The organism is Arcicella sp. GW822-FHT02H01 (assembly GCF_058802005.1).
The window spans coordinates 1-20,935 of sequence record NZ_JBXANT010000005.1 but is presented as its reverse complement, the minus strand read 5'-3'; the positions used below and the strand labels follow the sequence as shown (position 1 = coordinate 20,935).

The 20,935-nt window shown below is 35.5% G+C and carries 9 protein-coding genes; 1 reads left to right on the top strand and 8 read right to left on the bottom strand.

Features of this window, described 5'->3' with window-relative positions:
* Nucleotides 1-6: 6 nt before the first annotated feature.
* The 7 genes from AC1RNE_RS22540 to AC1RNE_RS22510 all read right to left on the bottom strand — a co-directional run bounded on the left by AC1RNE_RS22540 (nt 7) and on the right by AC1RNE_RS22510 (nt 18,310).
* On the bottom strand, nt 7-2,592 hold the full coding sequence (locus AC1RNE_RS22540) for a glycosyl hydrolase 115 family protein (protein WP_492804381.1): 2,586 nt from the start codon (nt 2,590-2,592) through the stop codon (nt 7-9).
* Between the two features lie 50 nt (nt 2,593-2,642).
* A complete protein-coding gene (locus AC1RNE_RS22535; protein ID WP_492804379.1) occupies nt 2,643-4,211 on the bottom strand; it encodes a glycoside hydrolase family 43 protein in 1,569 nt (522 codons plus the stop codon).
* Between the two features lie 75 nt (nt 4,212-4,286).
* Nucleotides 4,287-5,963 (bottom strand): glycoside hydrolase family 43 protein, encoded by a 1,677-nt coding sequence (locus AC1RNE_RS22530; RefSeq protein WP_492804377.1) that lies wholly within the window; start codon nt 5,961-5,963, stop codon nt 4,287-4,289.
* Between the two features lie 20 nt (nt 5,964-5,983).
* Nucleotides 5,984-8,443, bottom strand: a complete 2,460-nt coding sequence (locus AC1RNE_RS22525) for a glycoside hydrolase family 95 protein (RefSeq protein ID WP_492804375.1) — start codon at nt 8,441-8,443, stop codon at nt 5,984-5,986.
* Nucleotides 8,444-8,838: 395 nt separating this feature from the next.
* Nucleotides 8,839-10,653 carry a RagB/SusD family nutrient uptake outer membrane protein gene (locus tag AC1RNE_RS22520; RefSeq protein ID WP_492804373.1) on the bottom strand — a complete coding sequence of 605 codons (1,815 nt, stop codon included), beginning with the start codon at nt 10,651-10,653 and terminating at the stop codon, nt 8,839-8,841.
* 14 nt (nt 10,654-10,667) lie between these two features.
* Nucleotides 10,668-13,763 carry a SusC/RagA family TonB-linked outer membrane protein gene (locus tag AC1RNE_RS22515; protein WP_492804371.1) on the bottom strand — a complete coding sequence of 1,032 codons (3,096 nt, stop codon included), beginning with the start codon at nt 13,761-13,763 and terminating at the stop codon, nt 10,668-10,670.
* Between the two features lie 488 nt (nt 13,764-14,251).
* Complete coding sequence (locus tag AC1RNE_RS22510; RefSeq protein ID WP_492804370.1) at nt 14,252-18,310, bottom strand: hybrid sensor histidine kinase/response regulator transcription factor; 4,059 nt, start codon at nt 18,308-18,310, stop codon at nt 14,252-14,254.
* Nucleotides 18,311-18,865: 555 nt separating this feature from the next.
* Between AC1RNE_RS22510 and AC1RNE_RS22505 the strand changes: the two genes are divergently transcribed.
* Nucleotides 18,866-19,471 carry a recombinase family protein gene (locus AC1RNE_RS22505; protein WP_492804369.1) on the top strand — a complete coding sequence of 202 codons (606 nt, stop codon included), beginning with the start codon at nt 18,866-18,868 and terminating at the stop codon, nt 19,469-19,471.
* An 84-nt stretch (nt 19,472-19,555) separates the two neighbouring features.
* Here AC1RNE_RS22505 and AC1RNE_RS22500 read toward each other — a convergent pair.
* A partial coding sequence (locus AC1RNE_RS22500) for a replication initiation protein (protein ID WP_492804368.1) occupies nt 19,556-20,935 on the bottom strand: 1,380 nt, incomplete at its 5' end.

Genomic DNA, 20,935 nt, shown 5'->3' with positions numbered 1-20,935 from the left:
ATAGGATTATGGTCTTGTATAAGTGCTTTCGGGCATTTTCAAATGTGTTTGCTCATAACCACCAGTATCTACAATTACTTTATAAATTACTACGCCTGGGTCTTGAGGTTTAATACTCAATACTTGAGAGCCATCTGTTGTTTTGGGCAAAGCTACCGTTACACTGGTTTCAATCATTCTGGCAGCCCCAGCTGGGTACATTTTGGTATAATTATTTTGCCAAGTTAGCTCGTCATTGATATTCCAAACCTTTTCACTAGCTCCTTCAAATAAGGCAGCTACACGATGTCCTCCTTTTTTGAAAGGTAAAGTACAGTCGAAAAATACACGTACCTTAACACTATCGGTTTTGGTCTGAATATTCATTTTGTACTTAATTGATGCTCCTTGGGTATTTTCAGTATAAGGCATCAATGCAATACCCGAAAGCGTTCTGCCTAAATCAGGAATGACTGTCCAATGAGTTTTGGCATTTGCTTCTGTATTAAAATAGTGTTCACCTTCCATAACTACAACACCATTTTTTTCCTTGAAAACATATCCTCCATTTTTAGATTCTTCGACTGTTATTCTGCTCACAGTGGGCTTGATATTTCCCCCACGTGGTTCGTCCCATGATTTATAACCAATATGCGTTTGATCCATGATATGGTTCCATTTTCCGCCCGCTATATTGAAGTTATAATCTTTTGAATATTCAGCATCTCTTTTGAAACACGCATCAGCATAATCAGCCCAGTAATTGGCTTTTATATCTTTTTCAGCTGCTAATTTTTCATTCTTGGCCACGGCATAATACATATCGTATAAATTAGCCATAGCTCTTACAGGATGAAGAATGAATTGTTTATAAGCATCTTTATGAGTTTCTGGCAAAGCTATGAACTGTCTAAGGGCTTTGGTTTCGAGGGCTAAATATGCATCTTTTACCTGTTGAAATTCACCGCTTTGAAGGTTATATGTTTTGTGGTTCATCATTTCAGCCGTAATTCTACTATTATATTTGCAGTAATTGCTTATAATTTCGGCTGCTTCAATAGCATATTCATCTCCAAACTGTTCTTGACAAAATTGTTTGGCATATTCGTTCAGATTATTTTCGTTGAAAGCTGTAGGATTCCATGCCATTCTAAGAAAGAAATCCATAGGATATTCATTAGGTTTTAGGTCACCTACGTTTAGTATCCAAATCTTATCGACCCCATAACTATAAGTGAGTTGTAGTTGTTCCCACATGTGTGGTAGTTGCGTCATGTTGAGCCATTGATAAGCGCGAGGTGCACCGTGTAAATCGACATGATAATAAATACCATAGCCTCCTTGATGTTTTTTCGCGCCTAATTCTGGTAATCGACGAACGTTTCCCCAGTTATCATCACAAAGTAAGATGGTCATGTCGTCAGGAACTTTCATACCTTGGTCGAAATATTCAAGTACTTCGCTATAAAGTGCCCATATTTGAGGCGTTTGAGCAACTGGTTTTTTAGTAACTTTTTGAATGATTTCTCGCTGCTCTTTCATGATTCTTTCAAGCTCTTTAAAATTGGCTTCTGCACTTCCAAAATCTTTCATCGGTAAATCCCCATCACCTCTCATACCCATCGTGACCACATTCTCGTAATCTTTATTTCTGTTGAGCCCATCTTCCCAAAACTTTTTCAACCCTGCTTCATTCGATTGATAGTTCCATTCGCCATTCCCATATTCTTTTCGATGGTTTCCCCATTCTTTTTGGGCACGCATCATAGGCTCGTGATGTGATGTTCCCATAACGATACCATATTCATCTGCAATACGAGGGTTTTCAGGGTCATCTTCATTGAAGGCATTACCCCACATCGCTGGCCACAAATAATTGGCTCTCAAGCGTAATAACAACTCAAACATATGAGTGTACATTTTACTATTTAGCCCTCCAAATTTCTCTTTTGACCAACCTGTAAAACAGGGTGCTTCATCATTAATAAAAATGCCTCTATACTTGACTTTGGGTTCCCCAGAGGCATATCTACCAGACAAGACGTAAGCATTTATTCGTTTTTTGGCAGGAACATCTGCCCACCAATACCAAGGAGACACGCCCAATTGCCTAGATAATTCGTAGATGCCATAAATAGTACCACGCTTATCGCTACCTGCAATTACCAAGAGCTTTTGAGCTGTATTTTTAGGGTTTTCTATTGTTGTAATGACAAAACTTTCCCATTTCCCTTTTAAATCCGAAGCATCCAACTTTTTAGAGGCTATCAATTGGTCTATCTGTTTATTCTTTCCGATAGTACCTACTACAATTTCGTAATTTGAACTACTTTCGGTACTAAGTACATTTGGGCTAATACCTGTTACAGCATTAATATCAGATTTTAGGTCACCAATTGCACGAATAACACCTTTAAAATCAGCAACATCGAAGCAAATAGGCGAGGCTATTTTGTTAGAAACTATTGGGAACGAATTATTAGCATCATTCTTTTCTGAAATGATATTGGCAGTGAGCCCTCCTAATTGCTGTGCATAACTCGATTGAGTAAGCATTGAGCTTAAAATCCCCACAAGAATTAATGTATAAAAGAATTTAGTTTTTAATCTCATCAACATTTTTTTTGACTTATTGCTATCCATTAATGCCTTTTTTGACCAGATTAATTTTGTTTTGAAATCTGATTTTCAATTCGAAAAAAGTCAAAATCGGCATATCCGCCTATATTTTTAGTCGCATAGTTAAATAACCCAAAACGATAACCCATAAAATGCGGAATAGTATAAGGCATTTTGATAGGTTCACCAATAGGTTGCCAAACTTTCCCATCAAGACTGTAAAAGAAATAACCTGTATCAGCACGATTTTTAAAATCACATTCAGCTTTTAAAAAGATGGTATTTTGCTTTAGGGCTACTTTTTGTACCTCAACTGGTTTTCCAGAAGAAGCGCTATACATTACAATTGATTTTTCTCCATTTTCAATTTTTACACCTACCGAACCAAAGTTTTTTTGCAGTAGACTCAATCCAGCAAAGTCCCCTTCTTTCATTTTTGAAATGTCTAAAGACGTAATTCCCGAAGAAACTGGTCCGATTGTTCGCTGAGTAAGCGTATTTCTGGCTAAAACAAAACTGCTATCAATTCTGCCTGTTTTTAATCGTAAGTATCCTTTTCTTTCAGCAACTGACCATAAATTATTGTCAGGATTATGATTCCACTGCCATACTAAAGGCAAACTTGGTTCTCCTTTTTTGCGAGTAAATTCATCGGAAGCGACAATACCAGGGATTAAACTTTTATTGGCTGGAAGGTCTAATTTTTCGGGAACTTTACCATTTTCGCCCAATACTGGCCAACCATCTTCCCATTTTACTGGTACTAAATAGGGAATCCGACCAACTCCACCAAAATCACGAAATAAGTATGAATACCATTTCCCGTCTGGGGTATCAATCAGTCCACCTTGAGCAACGCCCAAATCTTGCAATCCTACTTTCCCTTCCCAAGGTCCTGTAATTTTATCGGCTCGGTGGATTACTACAGTACGCATACCGCCACGTGGCCAGCTAATATTGAATAAGAAGTATTTGCCATTTACTTTAAAGAGCTGAGAACCTTCTGCGGGCAAACCACCGTTGGTTCCTGACGGCGTACTGGCATTTTCAATAATTACTTGTTCAGTGCTACCTTCTTTAACGCCCGAAGCATCAGCCTTGAGTTCTACTAATTTGAGTTTACCACTACCATAAATCAAATATGTACGACCATCATCATCAAAAAACAAAGTATGGTCATGATAAGAAGGCCTGAAAGAAATAGCTTTCCAAGGGCCTTTTTCAATGTTTTTAGTGGTATAAATATGTGTTTTGCCTGTGGTTTGTGCAAAAGTAGTCAGATAATAAGTTCCATCATGGAACCGTAAGCTACTTGCCCACGAGCCTCTGCCATAAGTACTTTTGCCATTGGTTAAATTCAGTTCGTTGATGCTGGCCAATGTGTCGTAGGCATAGCCAACCATCTCCCAATTGACTAAATCTTTTGATTTCATAATAGGCACACCCGGACTCATGTGCATGGTTGTGCTACTCATGTAATACGTATTGCCCACTCTAATCATAGCCATATCAGGCACATCTGCAAAGATGATAGGATTTTGCGCCTGTTTTACTTGTGCAAATACTTTTTGACTAAATATTAATATAGTCAGGAATAAAAATCTTTTTATCATTTTGTTCAATACTTAAACTGTTAATCATTACTTGTCTCTCAAGTTTTTGGAAACAGCATAATCCCACATTATTATTTACTTAAACATACTGTCATTACCTGTGTATTTCAGGTATTTAAAAGAGGCAGTATTATTGCTATCTTCACCAGACGAGGTTGCATACATCCCATAAATACAGCCAATGAACCCTCCTGCTGTTTTTGTACTCAAAAATTTTCCATCTACTTTGTCTTTGATAACTTGCCAATTCTCTTTGTCAGTAGCATAATAAAAGCTGTACTTATCCCCTTCTGAAGTGATACGTAATTTTATCTGTTCTTGCTTTGAATTGATAGGTACTTCCGTCAATAAACTCATGGTTTTATTCTTGGTATCGCTTTGATAAAGTTGTAATACGGGCTTCCCTCCTGCAATTGATTTACCCAAGAAATAGAAGTGGTTTTCATTCTGAAAAATCGCTAACCCTGCTTTTTCATTTTCTTTTGTTGCAGAAAATGTCAAGGCTGTTTCGGCTGTGCTGTAAAGATGTTGCTGACGTTTTCCCACGAAAGAAGGATTCGCAAAATCCATTACGGTTGCTGACTTTAGCTTTAGTGTCAATCCTTTGTTAGAAGAAAGGGCAAAAGAACTTGAATCAACTGTTCGCATGAACAAAAGTGATGGATCTAGTTTTTTGTCGAAATTGAACGTATAAGTAAAATTGCCCGATTGTGGCAATACTCCTTTTTGTTTTTCTTCCTTAAAATCAGTGGCATAGCTGTATTTAATTTCTTTGCTATAAGGATTAATAATTGGCCATTCGTCTTTCCATTCTACTGGAGCAATAAATGTTTCACGCCCCGTATTATAATAGTCTCCTTCATAAGGGCGAACGGCTAGAAAAATAGCATAAGTTTTGCCATCTGGACCATCCACAAACTGCGCATGACCTGCTGAGGTAATAGGGTCTTTTCGGTCTTCTGGTAAATCTCTTTGTGTTAAAATAGGATTGTTTTCATAAGGTATATATGGCCCCGAAACGGATTTACTTCTGAGTATTACCTCTGAGTGATTGACAGAAGTACCACCTTCTGCGGCATACAAATAATACCAACCAAAACGTTTCATAATATGTGGACCTTCAATCCATACGGGTTTTTTGCTGATGTCTACTCCTCCGTTTACTAACTGTTGCTCTTCCCCAATAACTTTTAGGTTTTTATAGTCAAATTCATACATACGGATAGTACGATGCCCTGAATAAAGCGGTTTGTAATTGGGGGCGTCGCTATTATAAACGATATAGGCTTTGTCTGTTTCTTCATCAAAATAAAGCGAAGGGTCGATGCCTTTTACCTCTGGCAGTTTTACTGGATTACTCCACGGACCAGCGGGGTTACTAGCAGTTACCACAAAATTTCCGTCGTGGTCAATATCAGTACAGGTTACATAGAAAATGCCTTTATAATAATTAATAGCAGGTGCAAAAAGGCCACGAGTCATACGCTCGCCCATAAAATCCATTTGCGACGGGCGGTCAATTACATTACCAATTTGTTTCCAATTTTTGAGGTCTCGGCTGTGCATAACGGGAATGCCGGGGAAATACGAAAAGGTAGAGTTGATAAGATAATAGTCTTTTCCTACTTGTACAATACTTGGGTCAGGGTAAAAGCCTGTCATGATAGGGTTTACTAACGTTGTTTTTTGAGCGTTTGTGATATTGATTGTAATCAAATATGTCAATACTAAAACGAATATTCTTATTTTCATGATAATAAAATTTCAAAGATTTATTTTGTTGAAAAAGTATAGATTTTACCTTTTTGAGTTGATATATCAAAAAGTGCCGTTTCTTTCAATTCAAGGGGTTTAATGGTTGATTTTTCAGAAATAATCGGTTTTGGCGTTTCTTCTAATTGATAAAATGGGTTAGGATTTTTACCTAAAGCTTTACTCAAATTAGCTCCTTTGGTTGATTTCAATTCACTGGGTAATCGTAAACGAAGGTTCCCTCCCAAGTTAGATTTTATTACTACCTTAATAATTTTGGCATCTTTCCATTGCATTTCTACTACTTCAAATCCTCCTTTAGCACGAAGTCCTCGAATAGAACCCTCCGTCCAAACATCGGGAAGAGCAGGCAATAAATGTATCGCATCGTCGGCACTTTGCATGAGCATTTCAGTAATCCCCGAAGTACAACCAAAATTGCCATCAATCTGAAATGGAGGATGCGCATCAAATAAATTGTTGTAAGTACCACCACCTTCAGCATTTACGCCCAATGGTGTAAGCTGGTTTTTAATTAGTTGATAGGCATGATTTCCATCTTGCATTTTTGCCCACCAGTTTACTTTCCAGCCCATACTCCAACCTGTGGAAACATCACTACGCTGAATAAGGGTATTTTTTGCTGCTGCAAATAGTTCAGGTGTTCTGTACGGTGATATTTGATTGGATGGAAACAAACCGTATAAATGTGAAATATGACGATGGTGGTCATTAGGCTCATCTACATCATCGAGCCACTCTTGCAATTGATTATGCTTACCGATGTGCATTGGGGCTAATTTACTACGTATTTGCTTAAGGGTATCCACAAAGGCATGGTCTTTACTGAGGGCTTCGGCGGCTCTTATGGTTGTACTGAATACATCATAAACAATTTGATTATCCATAGTTGTCCCCGCATCTAAAGAAGACCCTTCATGCGCTCCTGGTGCATTCTCGGGTGAGTTAGCTGGTGATACCACAAGCCAATGGTATTTAGGATGTTCTACTAAAAAATCAACGTAAAAGGTAGCTGCACCTTTTAAAATGGGATACACTGAAGCTAAATATTTTTTATCACCATTGTATAAATAATGTTCCCAAAGGTGCTGACTTAACCAGCCCCCTCCTGCATTCCAAACGCCCCAAAATGCACCATCTACAGCACCATTAGTGCGCCAAATATCTGTGTTATGATGTGCCATCCAGCCACGAGCTCCATACATAACTTTTGCGGTTTCTTTGCCCGTCTCCGACAATTCTCTTATCAGTTTGATTAAAGGCTCGTGCAGTTCAGAAAGATTGGTTTTCTCAGCAGGCCAATAATTCATTTCAGTATTGATATTGATGGTATATTTACTATCCCATGCTGGACGTAGTTTATTATTCCAAATACCTTGTAAGTTGGCTGGTTGTCCGCTTGGTTGTGAAGAGGAAATCAATAAATACCTTCCATACTGATAATAGAGTGTGACAAAATGAGGGTCATAAGTCTTGTTGAATTTTTTCAATCGTTCATCAGTCGGTAATTTTATGGCATCTGTTGTCCCTAAATCCAATTTTACTCGATTAAAATATTTTTGATAAGCCGCTATATGTCCATTTACAATGACATCATAAGACTTTGAAAAAGCTTTATTCAAATATTCCGAAGCTCTTTTATTTTCGTCGGCACTTATATCATCATATTTGTTAAAATTGGTAGCAATCGAAATAAAAATGGTTGCCACATTTGCATCTTTCACCGATATAGAACTATCAGTAGTGGTCATACTTCCTCCTTCAATGTTGATTTTTGTTATTCCTTTAAGTCTAACCAAACCTTTTACGCCTTCATGGTCGGAGGTAGTGGCTGATAAAGTAAGTTCTTTGGTTGGAGTTGTAGCTATTGATTTTTTAGTGTGTAGTGAAGAATAAGTAGCTGTAAATGAGAGACTATTAGCTTTATTGGCTGTGAGTCTCAATACAATTACTCTATCTGAAAAAGAAACTAAGGCTTTGCGAGTATAAGTAACGTCTCCGACCGAATAAGTGGTGGTGGCAATTGCTTTTTCAATGTCTAATTCACGACGATAATTTGTATAGTATTGATGTCCCTCAAAAGTAAGATGTAAGTTGCCGACAGGCTGAAACATTTGCCCATGCGATTTTTTAGTAATAATTGACTGGTTCGTTAATTTTTCAGCTTCTTTGTATTTGCCCTCAAAAATCAATTTTCTAATAACTTGTAATGACGCCAAAGCATCAGGATTATCATTGCGATTGGGACTACCACTCCATACTGTATGCTCGTTGAGTTGGATGGTTTCTTTTTCAACATTTCCATAGACCATTGCTCCTAAAAATCCATTTCCAATAGGCAGTGCATTTTCCCAAGTATTTCCCGAAGGCTGGTTATACCATAGCTTTAATTGCGATTTATTTTGTGAAAAGCAATGCGTGACTGATAAGAGTAAAAGTACTAAGTAAATTTGTTTCATAAATATTGAGCTTGTTTGAGTATTAGCTTTTATTGATTCTACAACCGTATAAGTGTGTTCGGTAATGGATATACGTGTACAGTCGACATTACGCTTTTTTGATGGTGTAAAGTAAGCAAATCAATAAAAAATTGAGTAGCACAAATTGGCAAATATTACTTCAAAATGTTCAATAGGTATGAAATTTTCAAATTAATATAAATAATATTATAAAATGGGCTCTGTATAGGTAAAAAGTAAGTGGTTTTTTCATAAAATACGCTATCAGGATAAAATGAAAAAATGCTCTATTATCGCTAATTATCTTTAATATCTAAAAGTCTTTTAAGATGAATCTATCAAGTAAAAGACTGCTCCAAATAAAAACATGGAGCAGTCTAGTCATGTGTTAAATCTTAATAACCTGGATTTTGTGTAAATGCTGGGCCTTCGACAGTACGATCTATTTCAGACTGTGGAATTGGTCTTAAAAGATGGAAATCTTTTATATAAGGGCTAGCTTCATTATTCCAAAGTTTTATACGTTTAACCAATGTCTTGGTACGTACTAAGTCTTGGAATCTCATCCACTCACCAAATAATTCACGGCTTCTTTCATCCAAAATAAAGTCGATAGTTACATCTGCTTCTTTTATTAACATAGCATCGGCTGCGGCGGCATTTTGAGCTGCAGAATTAGTCTTACGATAAGCTGCTCTTTGACGTAACACATTCAATAGTTCAGCAGCCTTTGCTTTATTACCCGATTGAAGGTAAGCTTCTGCTCCTACAAGATATACTTCTGCAAAACGAGTAATTACAACTGGACGAGTTGAAGGGTCATTGAAATTACTTCCACGACTTGGGTCCATTTGTTTCTTTATTGCAGGATAAACATCTGACTTCCAAAGACTCGGCGGAACAATAATTCCTTTAAATGGTCTTGTTCCATTAAATTGAGGTGCTCCGACAACCTCAAAGTCTGGAAGCCAAACAGCAGTATCAACCCCTATTTGAGTAGTATAACCAATTCCTCTTTTGTTATTGGCCGCTGTCGCAGTATTCGTAATTGATTGATTCGCAATATACACTGTATAAAATGTATTGGCGTATCTCGAATCAATATCTCTTTTTACAAAAGCTTGGTCAAGAAAATAATTCTTTCCAGCAACGTCACCAGTAGCTTGCTTTACGCTATTTGGACGAATACGTTGGTATGGACGACCATAATATGAATCACGAACCATCAATGAAGTACCTGAATTCACCAAAACACCACTTGCATTTACAGTTGAGTTAACACCACTATTATTAGGGTAATTCCAGTTAGTAAACCAAGGTGTAAGATTTTGTCCAGCACCACCACTGGCACCACTACCAACAGAATAATATCCGAATTTTGCATCATTTGAGTGGTCGCTGACAAACATCGTTTCTTTTCCATAATCATTAGCAGGCACAAATGCATCTCCGAAATCTTGCCATAAATCCAATCCGGATGTTGCCTTATTAGCAATGATATCACTTGATATTTTTGCAGCTTCAGCAAAGTCTGCTTGTGAATTAGTCAACCAGCCACGTGTTAGGTATGCTTTAGCCAAAAAGAACTGAGCAACAGGCTTAGTGGCTGCTTTCCCTAAGAATGGAGCTGTTGGCTTATCTGGTAAATCAGCCGCCGCTTCCGTTAAATCCTTAATGATTAGTTTATAAACCTCGGCTGCTGGGTCTCTTTTTGCAGCTTGAGAAGGCACTGTTATAAATTCAGTATGCAAAGGCACATCTCCCCACGTCTGAACTAAATAAAAATACCAAAATGCTCTTAAAAACTTAGCTTGTGCTAAATATTGTTTTTTAGTTGCTTCTGGCAAATCAATAGTCTGACCAAACTTCAATACACCATTCACTGTATTGATACATGTAAATGATGTTCCCCATGCCGAACCAAAGTTAGTACCATTGAGTCCATTAAAAGTATGAACAGGGCCACCACCACTACTTGCACCTTGAATAAATTCATCTGTTCCTGCTTGCAATTCTGAAGAGAAACCTTCAGTACCCCATTGGTTACGAATTTCGTTATACACCCCTGCAATACCGCCAAGTACTCCCGCTGGACTATTGAAGTATGAAGGTACGATTTGAGATTGAGGGTGTTCTTCAAGTATTTTTTCACAACCTAAACTTAAAAATAAAGTACAGGCTACTAGTATGGAAATTTTTATTTTTTTCATGTCTTTATCAATCATTAAAATTTGAGATTTACGCCTAAAGTAAATTGACGTACTGGTGGATTATTTAGGTTTACACTAATTACACGGTTAAAATTACCGCCCTGAATTGTATTCCCATATCCATTTCCTTCTGGATCAATCGCAAGTTTATCTTTCACCAATGGCGAATAAAGGATAAATGGATTTGTTGCATTCACGTATATACGAGCAGAACTAATGCCAAGTTTCCCTAGTACTTTTGTAGGCACAGTGTAGCCAAAATTTATACTTCTCACTTTGATAAATGAACCATCTTGATATTGTGTTGTTGATGTAAAGTCTCTTACACCACCACCCGCATTTGGTTTAGGGAAAGCATTTGTTGGGTTTTCTGTTGTCCAATAATCCATTACTAACTGGTTAGAACGACCTTGGTTAAGGAATCCAAATCCTGAACCACCACCCGATGTCCCAGCTAAATAAGGAACTAATACTTTCATGCCCATACGTGCGTATGTAACGATAGATAAATCAAAACCTTTAAAACTGATTCTATTGGTAAAGCCACCTTCCCATTTTGGTTGGAAGTTACCAATAACTTTGCGGTCATTAGCATCAATTTTACCATTACCATCTACGTCTTCAACCCTGATTTCTCCTGGTACTTGTACTGGCGAGGTTTGTTTTGCAAGCGTACCGTTGTCTTTATCAGATTGTTGCCAAATCCCGATTTTGTTGTAGTCATAGATAACTGTGAGGGGTTGTCCAACAAACCAAAAGTTTCCTTTATTGTCTAATTCTGAAGGAGTTGTAAGCTGAGTAATTTTTTCACGATTAAAGAAATAAGTTACGTCAGTACTCCAATTAAAGCCGTTTTTATTTCTGACGATATCGAATGTTAAAGATGATTCAAATCCGCTACCTTCCGTTTTTCCTAAGTTTTTCAAAGCAGAACCTGCTCCGTTACTTTGAGGAAGGTTTACAGAAAGCAAAATGTCTTTAGTATTTTGTTTATACACATCAAATGAACCCGTAATTCGGTTATTTAATAACCCAATTTCCAAACCAAAATCAGATTGTGATGTTGATTGCCATCCTAAATTGCTTGCAGGTAAACTTGTTACTGTATAAGCAAGTGCTTGCCCAGCAGTGGTAGTACCGAAGTTATAATATCCAGAAGATAATGCCCCTAAAGTTGCATAAGCATCTACGTTACGGTTACCAGAAATCCCCCAACCACCTCTTAGTTTTAAGTTAGAAAACACGGTAAGGTCTTTCATAAATGGCTCATCAATGATATTCCAACTCAAACCAATGGCAGGATAGTTAAAATACTGATTCCCTGGCGATAATGTAGAAGAACCATCTCTACGGAAAGTAGCTGTAAGCGTATATTTATCATTGAACGTATAGTTCAAACGTGCCATATAAGATACTAATCCTGTTTCTCCGTAACCGTTACCGAAACTAGTATTAGCAGTGACTGCTCCAGATGCCAAAGTAAAGTTTGCAGTTTGAATATAATCGGCTGGTACGCCTTTTACATTAAAATTGCTACCTAAATTGTGGTTTTTTGTAATTTCATATAACGCTGTTAACCCTATTTTATGTTTTTCAGCAAATACTTTATCATAATATAATAAGTGCTGTAAATTCACGTCCCAATATTCTGTATTTCTAATATCTGCACTTGATACACTTTGATCTGTTCCTGTGTTAACAAATGTATTTGGAGGGCTATAACCATTAAAATGTACTTGGCTAAAGTTAAGACCAGCATTGAAGCGGTATTTAAGTCCATCTATGATATTTACTTCTGCATACAAGCTATTGAAAGTTCTTAAAGAACGCTCATTTGAAAGGATATCAGCTCCACGAGAGATAAGCGTCAAGGGGCTAACAGCTTGCGCTTCGATTGTACCTTTTTTAGGATTTAGGTTTACAGACCCATCAGCATTATAGGCAGAAACTAATGGAGAAAGACGTACCAGTTCTGTTGGAATACCACCACCCGCAGGGTCGTTCTTATGGGTCAATGTATTGATTGTGTTCAACCCAATTTTTACATGTTTTCCGATTTTTTGGTCTATGGTTGCACGTATAGTCGCACGGTCAAAGTTTTGGTTTGGCAAAATTCCCATTTCATTGAAATAGCCTATTCCCATCCCATATTGCGTATTTTCTACGCCTCCTTGTAAACCAAGTTGATGACTAGTATTAAACCCTTGTTTGTACAATAAATCTTGCCAGTCAGTTGAAACGCCAGCAGCTAGATTCGCTTTTTCCTCGTCTGTTAAAGGGTAAGCTGTTGTTCCTGCTCCTTGGGTATTATAAGCTGCTGACAAATCTTTGAACTTTGCATATTGTTCTCCATTCATAACGTTGTATTTGCCCATAATATTCGTAATACCATGATACCCATCATAAGTTAATACAGGCTTTCCAATTTTACCTCTTTTGGTCGTTACTAAAATAACCCCGCCCGCACCACGCGAACCATAAATTGCCGTTGCAGAGGCATCTTTAAGAATTTCAATATTTGAAATATCATCTGGATTAATATCATTTAGTCCTCCATAAGGAATACCATCAACCACGACTAAAGGTCCATCAAGTCCGTCGCCATTACCAGTTGTCAGTGAGCGATTACCACGAATACGAATCGACGCTTGGCTACCTGGGGTAGACCCATTGCTTACGATTGATACGCCAGCTGCTCTACCCTTTAAGGAATTTAAAAGGTTTGGTGCTGGTACTTCTTTCAGAGTTGCCTCTGTAACTGATACAACTGAGCCAGTGATGTCTCTTTTCTTTTGAGTACCATAACCTACCACGATAACTTCCCCCAACTCTCTGTTATCAGTAAGTAAGGTAACATCAATAACGGTTTTGGTACCCACGCTAATTTCTTGTTTTATATACCCAACACTTGTAATAACAATCGTAGCATTTTTAGGTAAATTATTAAAGAGATACTCTCCATTGCTATTAGCAACCGTACCAATGTTTGTTCCTTTAATTAAAATGGAGGCTCCGGGGATTTCCTTCCCAGCATCTGTAGTAATACGCCCTTTCAGGGTTTGGGCACTCAGCGTAATACTCGAAATACAAAAGAAAATAATATACATCATAATAGTGTATAGTTTTTTTTTCCTTTGTAGGATTGGATAGTTGAATTGTTTCATAATGAATCAGGGATATGATTGTTTTGATAAAAAATAACACTTAATTGCTGTCAATGGTAGTTTTGACGGTGTAAAGTAAAAAAAATGAAAAGCAAATATTTAGCACTAATCGTTAGATATACATTTAAAATGTTTAATTGTATAAAAAAATGTCAATTTGACACATTTATAATCATATAATATCCCTATTTCGAGGCAATATCCCGTCTAAAAAGAAAAAAATAGGGCTTAATTGCCCACTTTTAAATAGGATGGACATAAAATATATAAGCCTAAAATGCATATTTAGGCTTATCATGATTAGCTGAAAATTAGTATTGAAGTAAAATTGTTTACACTTAGCAGGGTGCTTTAATAAGAAGAAACTACCAATTTAGGGTAGTCTTTCCAACCTAAGTAAAAGCTTTATTATGCCTTAAAATAAGGAATGAGCTTTATTTGCCTCTTTTTAACTTAATATATTCTGTAGGCGAAATTTCGTATTTGATTTTAAAAGCACGCGTAAAATAGTTTGGATTTGAAAACCCTGCTTCATACGCAATTTGTGAAATTTTCATGTCACTTTTTTCAAGCAAAGGCAACGCTTTAGTCAATTTAATTGAACGAATATACTCTATAGGGGTTTCCCCTGTAATCTTCAAGAGTTTACTATAAAGCGTCCCTCTACTCATATTCATTTTCTGGCTTAACTCTTCAATTGATAGCTCAGAATCATGAATATGTTCATCAATGTATTTGTTTATTTTTAATAAAAATTTTTCGTCTTCTAAAACCACTTCTGTTTCAGTGGTTTCTATATTAATTTGCTTTTTATACGTATTTTTGAAAGTACTGTTTAGTTTTAAAAGGTTGTCTATTTTAATACTCAGTACCTCAAAACTGAATGGTTTAGTCAAATAGTCATTTGCCCCTGTTTTGAGCCCTTCTAGTTGCTCTACTTCATCTGTCAAAACAGTTAAGAGTATAACGGGGATATGTTTCGTTCTTTCATCTTTCTTTATTTTGTTAACCATTTCTATTCCATCCATATTGGGCATATTTACATCACTCACAATGATTTCTGGATGCGATGATAATGCCTTTTGCCACCCCTGTTTCCCATCTGCTGCTTCGATGATTTTATACTTTGATTTTAAGCTTTCCCTTAAGAATATACGTAGGTCGTAACTATCGTCAACAATCAGGACTACAGGTTTTTCTGTAACGTCAATTTCTTCTTCACTCTTATGTATATACGACAAACTTTCTGATGCTATTTTTTCGTCCTCTTTATTGGTTTGGTTAATTTTTTGTTGCTCCTGAATAAAAGGGAAATATAGGGTAAAAACACTTCCTTTATATTCTTCACTTACTAATTTGATGGTTCCGCCATGTAACTTAACAAACTCCTGAGCAATAGATAATCCTATTCCACTTCCTTGATTAAGGATATGAGCTGGACTACTTACTTGGATAAACCTTTCAAAAACTTCTGCCTGCATGTGCTGAGGTATACCAATGCCTGAATCACCAATGATGAGTTCGACACCACTATTTGATATAGACTTGATATGACAATACACATTACCATTTTCGTTCGTAAACTTGATAGCGTTTGAGAGTATATTTATTAAAATACGCTCCATTTTATTTTTATCAAAATATGTATTATACTCCTCAATAGTACTGGCAAATTCAAGATGAATGTTTTTTTGCGAGGCTATGTACTTAAATGAATCAAAGATTTCCTTCACCAAAGGAACAAGGTCTTGTAGCATTAAATTTAGCTTGAGTTCATTTTCTTCAATTTTCCTAAAATCAAGTAATTGATTTACAAGATTCAAAAGTCTTTTTGAATTTCTATTGATAAGATTTAGCATTTCAATTTTATCATTGCTTTTCTCTCTAAACAAAAGGTTTTCAACTGGATTCAAAATTAAAGTAAGGGGTGTTTTTAATTCATGACTCAAATTGGTCAAGAATTTGATTTTCAGTTGTTCCAACTCCATTTTACGCTCCGCCTCTGTTCTCTCCTGTTCAAGTGCAAATTCATTTTTTAACTTTTGTACTCCCCTTCTCCTTATCATCCATAAAGTAAATATCAATACTACCAAATATATTATATAAGCATAATAAGTACGCCAAAATGGTGGATGTACATTAATAAGGATGGTTTTTTCTGGGGTTTGCCAAGTGCCATCCTCACTTTTTACTTTCAACCTAAAAATATATTGCCCTGGGTCTAGATTAGTATAAACAGCAGTCGTTACAGAGCCAACATTGTTCCATTCTTTATCAAAGCCTTCAAGCTGATAAATGTATTGGTTTTCATGCGGAGCAGTATAATTTAAAGCGACAAAGTCTAAAGAAAAATTTTGTTTATAGCTTAAGTTGATTTCCTTGGCTAAAGTAATATCCTCTTTAAGTTCTGTATTTTCAGTAGGGTTAGCTCGTTTATTATTGATTTTTATATCGGTAATCACAACCGATGGCGTTTTAGTATTTTGAAATAATTGAATAGGGTTGAAAAAATTAAAGCCATCAAGCCCTCCAAAATACATTTCTCCTGTCTTTGTCTTGATTCCAGCACCTACATTGAATGTTGTATTTTGAATACCATTTCGATACGTAAAATTCTTAAAAATCTTTTTACTTAAATCAAACATCGAAATTCCTTTGTTGGTACTCAGCCAAAGCTTTCCAGCATTGTCTTCTAATATTTTGTAAATAACATTATTAGAAAGTAAGTGTTCCTCTCCATACTGCTCAAATTTTCTTCTTTTTTTATTGTACAAACATAATCCTTCTCCCCACACACTCACCCATGTTCTATCGTGTTTGTCTGAATAAATACTTAGTATTCTATGGATGGGGAAATTATCATTCTTCTGATTAAAGGTAATTAATGTATGCTTGTCTGAATTATAAATAATGAGACCACTTCCATTTGAGCCTACCCAAATATTTCCTTCTTTATCTTCTTCGATTGCTGTAATATAATCATTTAAGGAATACTCTTTTTTGAGTTGTTTATCCAGTATATCCCTGAAAGGAACGAATGTACTTGACTGTGCTAAACAAACATACAAGCCTGCACCATTTGTACCAACCCAGAGGTTACCCTTCGTGTCTGCTTTTAAGCAATTAATCACAATAACAGATTTATTCAATTTGTCTCTAATAGCGAACAAGGGTTTTGTTAGATGTGTTTTTTCATTGATACTAAATATTCCTTCGGTGCTTGTGCCAACAATCAAATCATCCCCTTTTTTTTCTAAAGCTGAAATATTTTTAATCTTTCCCTGAGAAGAATAAATACTAACATCGTGGAAAACATTATTTTTAGCATCAAAAATATTAAGTCCTCCCCCATCTGTACCTACATAAAGATTACCAAAAGCACCTTCTGCAAAAGCCATCACAGAAGACCCTTTTAATCCGTATGATTCATTGGGCAGATGGAATCTATGCTGAAAAAAGGCTAAATTTTTATCATATTTATTTACGCCTCCGTTGACGGTAGCGAACCAACTTATACCGTCTTTCCCAATATAAATGTCTTTTACCTTATAGCCAGCAAAGCTTCCAAATGGATTATTTTTATCTGGCAAGAGGCTCTTAATTCTTAATGCTGTACGGGTTGTAATATCAAAAATTGATACTCCATTTTCTGTGCCAATCCAAAGGTTTCCATTGCTATCAAAAATAACTTTATTAATGATGTTATTGCTAATCGTTCTCTCGTCAGACTCACTACTTTTAAAACGCTCAATCTTTCCTGTGGTAGGATTCATTACATTTAAGCCTAAGTTGGTGCCTATCCATAAGTTACCATTTCGGTCTTCCGTAATAGCTCTGACGTTATTATCAGAAAGTGAATTAAGGTTATTGTTTTGGTGAACATACTTTTTTACCACATCTTGATTTTGGTCAAGTAAATATAGACCTGATTTTGAACCAACCCAAATTTGTTTTTTTCTATCTTCAAATATGCAATAAACCAATTCTGAAGCTATATTTTTTGTAGCTATTTTATGAGTATTAAAAGCCTTCGTTTTTCTTGTTTTAGTATCAAAATAAAAAAGTCCATTGTATGTACCAACCCATATATTGCCCAAATGATCGGAAGATAGCGTATGTATCCAGCCTGTTTTGGTAAAATCAAAATTGGTAAATTTGTCTGAACTCCTATTATATAATGCCAACGTTAACTTAGTTCCTATCCATATATTTCTATTTTTATCTTCAGTAATACCCATTACTTCTCCCCTTCCTATGCTTTCTTTTTCATTTTGTTTATGCCTATAAACGGTAAAATTTTGTCCATCAAATTTATTAAGTCCATCTTCAGTACCAAACCACATAAAGCCTAATTTATCTTTATAAATAGCATAAACTGTATTTGAAGCAAGCCCATCTTTGCTATTAATATTGATAAAGTTATAGTTTTTTACTTGCCCAAAAGATTGTTGGAACAGCAAAAGTAAAAAAAGAAGGAGGTATTTTTTTGTCATGATTAATCACGTTATTCATTCAATAATAGGAATACTATCTTTCTGAAAGACAGTATTTAAAAGAAGCTATATAAAACAACAAATAATTATCAATCTTAAATATTGATACATAAACTAAAAATGAAATGTGTAAAATAGACACAAATGTAAGAATACATATCAAAACACTCATCCTATTGTTTAAAATAATATTATAAAAATATAATTTTATCTCTTTCCCAGAATATATAAATTTTATTTTTTAGTTAAAACAAAGTTAAAATATATATTTCATTACAACTTTTACAGAGTTTTCGATAGTTAATAATATTTATAAAAAATTTGCAAAAACTAAGGATAGAGGATAGTATTACTTATATTTCTAAGAATTGTTTGCAGAAATCATATAAAACTTTAGTCCAATCAAACGCCCGTTTATTTATACAATTTTTCTATCCAATAAATTTATAAGAGAAATAATTTAAAAAAACCTGAGGGTATTTTAATTTGTATATAATACTTGTATATTAATCAAAGTATAAATATCTTTACTTATACATGAATAACTATATACCAATGAAGATAGGATACGCTAGAGTTAGTACCAAAGACCAAAACCTCGAAATGCAAACAGATGCTTTGGCAAAAGCAGGTTGTGAAATCATTTTAACCGAAACGGCTTCAGGTGCAAAAACAGATAGAGTTGAACTTACTAAAATGCTAAGACAGCTTCGCAAAGGTGATATCGTAGTTGTTTATAAACTTGATAGATTGGGAAGATCTTTAAAACATTTGTTAGAAGTAGTTGCTCAACTGAATGACAAACAAGTTGGTATTCAAAGTATCAGTGACGCCATTGATACAACTACACCACAAGGGCGTTTATTTTTTAATATATCTGCTTGCTTTGCTGAATTTGAAAGAGACTTAATCAGAGAAAGAACAAAAGCTGGTTTAGAAGCTGCTCGTGCCAGAGGGAGAAAAGGTGGTCGTCGCCAAGGAATGACTAAAGCAGCTGAACAAAAAGCAATATTGGCAGAAACTTATTATAAAGAAGGTAAAATGGGTGTAAACCAAATTGCCTTAGAAATCGGGGTATCAAAAATGACACTTTACAAATATTTAAGACATCGCAAAGTGGTGATTGGGAATTATAGTAAACCAATCACCGAGCAATCATGAAAGTCTATAAAAAAGAAAGTCCTTAGTTAGGACGAAAATCTGCCTTGATATGGGCTTGGCTTAGAAGTGGCTTTTCAGCTGTCTTCAACTCCATGTTCCATTCCTTTGTAGCGTTATTTTTTTCTGAAATCTTTCAAAAAACCAATCTACAAAAACAGATTCTTTTGTTTTATTTTCTTTTTCTAAGAGCTTCACTCCTACTGAGCTATTCAAGGCTTCTTCATTCACGGAGCCGTCTTTATACAAGAATAAAGTAGAAAAAAGTTTTTCTGAATATAAATGCCTTAGTTCTTCTACAATATTATGAAAAACTTCATGTGGAGAAGAAATTGCTATTTGTTGAAGATAATCTAAAAACCATTGATTAAAATCACCTTTCCAATAGTTATCAATTTCTTTGCTACTCAATTTTAACTCTTCTTGGTGAACGATTTGTACCTTCAAAGGCGGCGGCGTAGCACCTTTTATTACATTAGGGTTTTGTAAAGCCCAAGTAACAAATCCTACAGGATTATGAACATTTTTACCCTCTAAAATAAGTTTATTAGTTTTTATAATTTCTTTACTGACCTCTTCAATCCCATAGATATTTACCCATTGTTCAATAAGAGCCGTAGTCATTCCCTCCCAGTTTTGCGTCAGTGTTAATAAATCATCTGTTTGTCCACTGCCTTTAAGTTCTTCAGCAATCTCTGGGAAGTATAACATTTTTCCAACATCTTGTTTATTTTTATTCGGCGTAATCCAAAAAGTTATGGCTGTAACAGCTCTTCCCGTTTTTACTTCATCAAATGTAAATTTGATGTCTGTATATTTTTCTAAATCTTCTTGTGCTTTTACAATAACCCTTTGCTTAAAATTTCCATAAAGAGGATACTTTTCTACTACATCCAACATTTCTTTTAATTCATGAATTTTGATTTGCCTCTTCCCTATCGTTTCATATTGTTTCAATAATTCATAGATTCTGATTGAAAAAGAACTTTGAAGTTTAAGTATGTTTCTTACATCATACATCAAAAACTGGCTTTGTAATTGAAGTAAAAAAGGCTTCATATCAGGATGAAAAGAAATATCTAAATATTTAGCTGATTTTTCTTCTACAAAGCTCTTAACGCCTGTTGCAATGTGGGTAAACAACTCCATTTTGCCATCTGGAGTGTCCATCAATACTCTAATTTCCCTTCTACCCAAACGTTCTGCTCCTTGTTTCAGATATTTGTATGAATGTCCATCTTCTTGTAAATCAAAATCCTGAATTACTTCATGTAGGTAAATTCGATACACCTTAAAGTCTTCATCATCCCTATGTATTTTCATTAACATTTTGGTAAAGACTCTCATCTCCCAAATGTCAAAACGGTATTTACCTTCGACTAGTCGATTAGCCTTGCGTATTAACTTAACTACGTTCGTTTCTTTGTTTGTATTACTGCTATTTTTATCCTTATTATCCTTTTTCAT

Coding starts and splice junctions, on each gene's coding strand:
- AC1RNE_RS22510 (WP_492804370.1), bottom strand. CDS start 18,310: ATGACAAAAAAATACCTCCTTCTTTTTTTACTTTTGCTGTTCCAACAA.
- AC1RNE_RS22540 (WP_492804381.1), bottom strand. CDS start 2,592: ATGAGATTAAAAACTAAATTCTTTTATACATTAATTCTTGTGGGGATT.
- AC1RNE_RS22530 (WP_492804377.1), bottom strand. CDS start 5,963: ATGAAAATAAGAATATTCGTTTTAGTATTGACATATTTGATTACAATC.
- AC1RNE_RS22515 (WP_492804371.1), bottom strand. CDS start 13,763: ATGATGTATATTATTTTCTTTTGTATTTCGAGTATTACGCTGAGTGCC.
- AC1RNE_RS22505 (WP_492804369.1), top strand. CDS start 18,866: ATGAAGATAGGATACGCTAGAGTTAGTACCAAAGACCAAAACCTCGAA.
- AC1RNE_RS22535 (WP_492804379.1), bottom strand. CDS start 4,211: ATGATAAAAAGATTTTTATTCCTGACTATATTAATATTTAGTCAAAAA.
- AC1RNE_RS22520 (WP_492804373.1), bottom strand. CDS start 10,653: ATGAAAAAAATAAAAATTTCCATACTAGTAGCCTGTACTTTATTTTTA.
- AC1RNE_RS22525 (WP_492804375.1), bottom strand. CDS start 8,443: ATGAAACAAATTTACTTAGTACTTTTACTCTTATCAGTCACGCATTGC.